Source organism: Neobacillus bataviensis, from assembly GCF_019969725.1.
The window spans coordinates 1-5,399 of sequence record NZ_JAHXYW010000032.1; the positions used below are offsets into that span (position 1 = coordinate 1).

The window sequence follows — 5,399 nt, forward strand, 5'->3', positions numbered from 1 at the left end:
CTGAACAATTACCACCTGCTCCAGAAGGACCACCTAGTCCTGAAGCAATTCAAATATTGACTTCCATTGCTGCGAAATATGGCATAGAAATGAAATAAAGTATGTTGTAGTGTACTAGTGGTTTCAGAGGTTATTCCCATTCATATGAAATGGGGTTTTTTTTATGGTTGCTAGATTGTGAAGAAATGTACTTAATGTAACGGGTGCTATACTAAAAACGGAAAGCATTGATACTATTCTCCAATGTCATTCCCATCACCATCACTGTCTTCATTTTCATCATCAATAATTTTTTCTTTACTTTCCTTAAAGAAATCATTAATTCCATCAATTAGTGATTTCTTTTGCTCAATTTGTTCATCTTCAGGTACATTATTGGGACTACTGCCTAAAAAAGTGTGAATAGTGTAGATTTGGGTAGCTTGATTCCTGTTTTTAATAAGAATAATAAAATGAAATAAAATTATTAAAAGTATTAAAATTCCAAACAAGAAAATTTTAAACATAAGTACACCTACCCATATCTTGTCCTTTATTTATAGTTATGAAGTTACTTCCAAGGTATTCCAAATTTATCACCAAATGTAGTTTTCAACAATTTTTAGCCTATGCCTATTGCTTAACTAACTGGGTCTTATGTTAAACAAGTGTTGGTTATGATAAGGAGTTAATTAATGTGAATAAAGAACAACTAGAGGCTATAAATGTTGGAAGTTTAAATGTAATTGCTATCAGTTTAGGTCTAAATTGCTTGTGGAATTGGAAAAGTGGTTAATTTGTTTTAGATTTAATAATGGTATCGGGTAAATGATAATAAGAATGTAATATTCTTTGTATTGGGGTGAAAGGTAATGGAAATAGTAATTCGTGAAATGAATCTTGAAGAAGATTTACCAAATGTTTTGCGACTAAACAACCAATATGAGAGTGTGCCGATTGATTTACAGTTTTTTAAACAAATGCTAACTGCTCAAAAACACTCCGCCGTAGTAAAACAAGTTGTGCTTAAACGGGATAAAAAAATGATTGGTTTTGCCTTTGTGTTTAGTGGTTCACCCTTAGCTCCTACTGGTTTCCTTGTGCAGAGAATCGTAGTGGACTTTCAACATCAGAAACAGGGAATAGGTCGAATCCTCGAATCCGTTTTATGGAATTATATACAGGTTATTAAACCTAAAGGTCTATGTACTATTGTAAACGAAACCAATCCTGAATCTAAAAAATGGGCAGAAAACTATGGGTTTACTGAGCTAGAAATGGCTTTTGAATCCGTTCTTGACATCTCTTCTCAAACACTTTCAAGTATGGACTATATATTAAGAACGAATGAAGAAAAGGGCATATCCTTTAAAACAATGGAAGACTATCCTGGGGAAGAAAACTTTGAAAGAATATGCGAATTGTTTCGATCTTTAACGAAGGACGTTCCCGTTTCATATGGTAGAGGGGCAGAAATTGAAAAGGAAATGGCAGCATCTTTGTTAAAATCCTTTGAACCAGAAAATATTATTCTCGCAGTGCTAGATAATCGTTGGGTAGGTATCACGCTTATGAATGAAAGAGTTAAAAATGAAGAAATGTATAATTTCTTCACAGGAACGATTACAGATATGCGTGGTAAAGGAATCGCTTATGCTTTAAAATTACAAGCTATAAAAAAATGTATTCCATTGGGATATAAACGTATGAGAACCAATAATTCATCATCCAATATCCCTATGTTACGTGTAAATGAAAAACTAGGCTTTGTTCGTCAGCCAGGAAAATGGATTTTAACAAAACTGCTCGTATGGTAATACTAAATAGGGCGATGCTTAAATAGGCATCGCCTTTTAGTTTAATTAACGATGCAGATTGTGAAGCATTGTACTTAAACTAACGGGTGCAAGAGTTCAAGATGGATCGCTGCGGCGGTCTTTTTTGGTTGTTATGCTAACGGATGCAGTTTAGTTGAACAAGGAATACTTAGTTTGTATCTTTTTCATGACCATATTCCGAACGTAAAATTTTATTAACGATATTCTTATCATTGGTTAATATAATTAATCCTTGAGAATCTTTATATAGTCGTCCAATTGGAAATTCGCTGAGGATGATTAACAAATTCAACAATATTTCCTTTTACATTCTTTTCGGAAGTTGAAGTGATACCAACTGGTTTATTTAAAGCGATATAAACCGATTTCGGTTTAGCCATAATTGGTTTCCCATCTTGAGCAAAATCCAGTTTCAGCAATAAATTTTTTATTCTCATCGAAATCCTCTTTACATAGACAAAAAGCATCACGTTAATATTCATAATTTATCTAAAACAATGAAATCAGTCAAGATTGGATAGTATTTCTATACTACTCAGATTTTACTACATCATGATAGTGTTTATTCGTTTCAAAAAGAGAATATTAATAGGAGGAATAATTTTAGACAAAATCTAAATTTAGTGAGGTTAATTTATGAATTTATTTCGAAAAAAATCAGTATCAAGTGGACTATCTAACAGTTCACTTAATAAAGTTCTAGGTGCGTTTGACTTAACGATGCTAGGAATTGGAGCAATAATAGGTACAGGAATTTTCGTATTAACTGGTGTAGCTGCAGCAGATTATGCTGGTCCAGCACTTATACTTTCATTTATTATCGCAGGCTTAGCCTGTACATTTGCTGCATTATGTTATTCAGAATTTGCCTCAATGATTCCAGAAGCAGGTAGTGCTTATACGTATAGCTATGTTGCTTTTGGTGAAGTAGTTGCTTGGATTTTAGGTTGGGATATGGTACTTGAATATGGACTAGCTTCCTCTGCTGTTGCAAGTGGTTGGTCAGGATATTTCCAAAGTTTATTATCAGGTTTTGGAGTTCATTTTCCAACAGCACTAACCAGTGCATTTGATTCATCAAAAGGTACTTTTATTGATTTACCAGCAGTTTTAATTGTTTTATTAGTTACTTTTATTCTTACTAGAGGTGTAAAAGAATCTGCAAAACTAAACACTGTAATGGTAATTGTTAAATTAGCAGTAGTAATTCTTTTCATCGCTGTAGGTGTTTGGTATGTTGAGCCAGGAAACTGGACACCGTTTATGCCAATGGGATTCTCTGGTGTAACAGCTGGAGCTGCAGTTGTTGTATTTGCTTACTTTGGTTTTGATGCAGTATCTACTGCTGCTGAGGAGGTAAAAAATCCTCAACGTAACTTACCAATCGGTATTATTTCTGCATTAACAATTTGTACAATCTTATATATCGTTGTTTCTTTAATTCTTACGGGTATCGTACCGTTTGATCAACTTGGTGTTAAAGACCCAGTTGCTTTTGCTTTATCATTTATCCACCAAGATTGGGCAGCTGGTTTCATTTCACTAGGTGCGATCTTTGGTATCACAACAGTTTTAATCGTAATGATGTTTGGACAAACTCGTTTATTCTACTCAATCAGTAGAGATGGTTTACTTCCAAAAAAATTATCAAAAGTTAATGGTAAAACTCAAATACCAGTTGTAAGTACATGGGTAACTGGTGGATTAGTTGCTGCATTAGCTGGTTTAATTCCATTAAATAAACTAGCTGAATTAACAAATATTGGTACATTATTTGCCTTCTCAGCTGTTTCACTTGGTATTTTAGTATTAAGAAAAACTCAACCAAACTTAAAACGTGGATTTAAAACTCCTTGGGTTCCTGTTGTTCCAGTATTAGCAATTTTATTCTGTGGATATTTAATGCTTCAACTTTCAGCATTTACTTGGAAGGGATTCGTAGTTTGGTTAGTAATCGGTTTAGTAATTTACGCTACTTACGGTTATAAAAACAGTAAATTAAATCAAAGTGACAGTACAGAAGCAAACACAAATAAACCTGCATAAATAAAAATTGGGCTATCCCCTAAGTTAGGAGAACTGACTTTTGGGAATCCCTTTTAATTACAAAAAACCACTATTACGAAGTGGTTTCACATACTTCCTATGCATGTTCTTTCCGTCATAACTAAATATAACTGTTTTCCCTTCAATATTAGTTTCAAGATGTGTTGGACGTCCCCATAGTTGATAAATATATGGTAATACCTTTTCTAAATATTTCACATCGAGCTCGATGCCCTCGTAAGTATGTTTTAAATAAAGTTCACCATTTTTTAAATAATCGCCATCATTAACAGTAATGTAAGGATAACCACCATTAGTTCGCATATTAACAAGCTGATCACGGGCATTTTACCAACTCTTATCACTGATTTTATATTCCTTTACTTATTTTTGGAAAAGGTACATATCTTCTTGCATGATCAGTTCTTTCGATAAGTAATTCCGTATAAAACTAGTATCAGATTCGAGTTCACGAACTTCAAAAATCTTCTCCATTCCAGAACCTACTTTAACACCTTGTCTCTTCATCTCTTCGGTTGGATTATTGTATCTTTCTTCTATGTGTTCAAACATTTTTAATCCTAAATAGTATGTATTTATATTTGTTTTTGATGGCTGAACAACACTTACAGTTGCATAAATATATGATCAAATTGTCGTTGCAATTGGCGTGCCTTCTTAAACTACCATGAAAATAAGTTTCCTTTAGATATGAAAAAATGATAATACTTAAGATCGCTAAAAAAAGAGGAGGGCGTGACTGGATTAAGGTCAGCATCAGTATTGACAGTTCTTAACTATTTTCATTCTTTGTGGTGCAGTTCTGCTGCATGGATGGCTAACAGGGCAGGTTAGTTTAACAAGAAAAGAGGTTTTAATGGTAAAATTATGTAAGTTAATTTTAAATAGAAAGGTGTTGCGATTGTCTTATATACATAGGGAGGTGCTTTGTTGAAGGAGAATAAAGAAAATAGAGGGCATAGGAGAAAGTTTATTAGCTTTACATTTATCGTTGGTTTAATTGTTGCATTTTTTTCGGTTATTTCTGATAATTTACCATATTTAAGAGATGGTGCAACAGTAATTGAATTAATCATTTCATATTTAGCGGTAATGATTAATTCCTTACCAATGTGGTTTATTCTTGCAATGATTGTTGGCTATATGTTTGCGAGGAACATTAGAGAGGCTGCGATACTTGGAGCCATTTATACAATTTCTGCAATTTCATTTTACTTCGTGATTGGGCATTTTAATACGGATGCAGCAGTATCTTCTAATGATTATAAGCATTGTCATTTATTTAGTGATTATGAAGAGAAATGAAGGAAGAGAATATTTTAGAATGTGAAGAGATGCACTTAAAGTAACGGGTGCTTATGTTAAAGATGGGATGGCTGCGGCGATCGCATTTTTCTTGCACAAACGGATGCAGTTTAGTAGAAGAAGGGATATTAATGACTTTAGACGAATATTGTTTTTTAGATATATATTTAAGGGGTGTATGAGCGTGGACGATATAATTTATGCAATAAA

At 33.3% G+C, this 5,399-nt stretch carries 4 protein-coding genes and 2 pseudogenes; 3 read left to right on the top strand and 3 right to left on the bottom strand.

The features are described from left to right. Positions 1-233: 233 nt before the first annotated feature. A complete protein-coding gene (locus LC455_RS30670; protein WP_223596763.1) occupies positions 234-506 on the bottom strand; it encodes a hypothetical protein in 273 nt (90 codons plus the stop codon). 345 nt (positions 507-851) lie between these two features. On the opposite strand from LC455_RS30670, the gene LC455_RS30675 reads away from it, so the two are divergent. Next, the gene (locus LC455_RS30675; protein ID WP_223596764.1) at positions 852-1,796 is read left to right on the top strand and encodes a GNAT family N-acetyltransferase; all 945 of its coding nucleotides are present in this window, start codon (positions 852-854) and stop codon (positions 1,794-1,796) included. Positions 1,797-1,974: 178 nt separating this feature from the next. Here the strand turns inward: LC455_RS30675 and LC455_RS30680 are convergent. After that, positions 1,975-2,224, bottom strand: a pseudogene (locus tag LC455_RS30680) (pseudouridine synthase); the annotation flags it as partial. Positions 2,225-2,453: 229 nt separating this feature from the next. On the opposite strand from LC455_RS30680, the gene LC455_RS30685 reads away from it, so the two are divergent. Further along, a complete protein-coding gene (locus LC455_RS30685; RefSeq protein ID WP_223596765.1) occupies positions 2,454-3,863 on the top strand; it encodes an amino acid permease in 1,410 nt (469 codons plus the stop codon). Between the two features lie 57 nt (positions 3,864-3,920). On the opposite strand, the pseudogene LC455_RS30690 reads toward LC455_RS30685, so the two are convergent. After that, positions 3,921-4,490, bottom strand: a pseudogene (locus LC455_RS30690) (SpoVR family protein); the annotation flags it as partial. Positions 4,491-4,814: 324 nt separating this feature from the next. On the opposite strand from LC455_RS30690, the gene LC455_RS30695 reads away from it, so the two are divergent. Beyond that, positions 4,815-5,189, top strand: coding sequence for a hypothetical protein (locus LC455_RS30695; protein ID WP_223596766.1), 375 nt, complete (start codon positions 4,815-4,817; stop codon positions 5,187-5,189). Positions 5,190-5,399: the final 210 nt, after the last annotated feature.

Coding starts and splice junctions, on each gene's coding strand:
- LC455_RS30685 (WP_223596765.1), top strand. CDS start 2,454: ATGAATTTATTTCGAAAAAAATCAGTATCAAGTGGACTATCTAACAGT.
- LC455_RS30675 (WP_223596764.1), top strand. CDS start 852: ATGGAAATAGTAATTCGTGAAATGAATCTTGAAGAAGATTTACCAAAT.
- LC455_RS30670 (WP_223596763.1), bottom strand. CDS start 506: ATGTTTAAAATTTTCTTGTTTGGAATTTTAATACTTTTAATAATTTTA.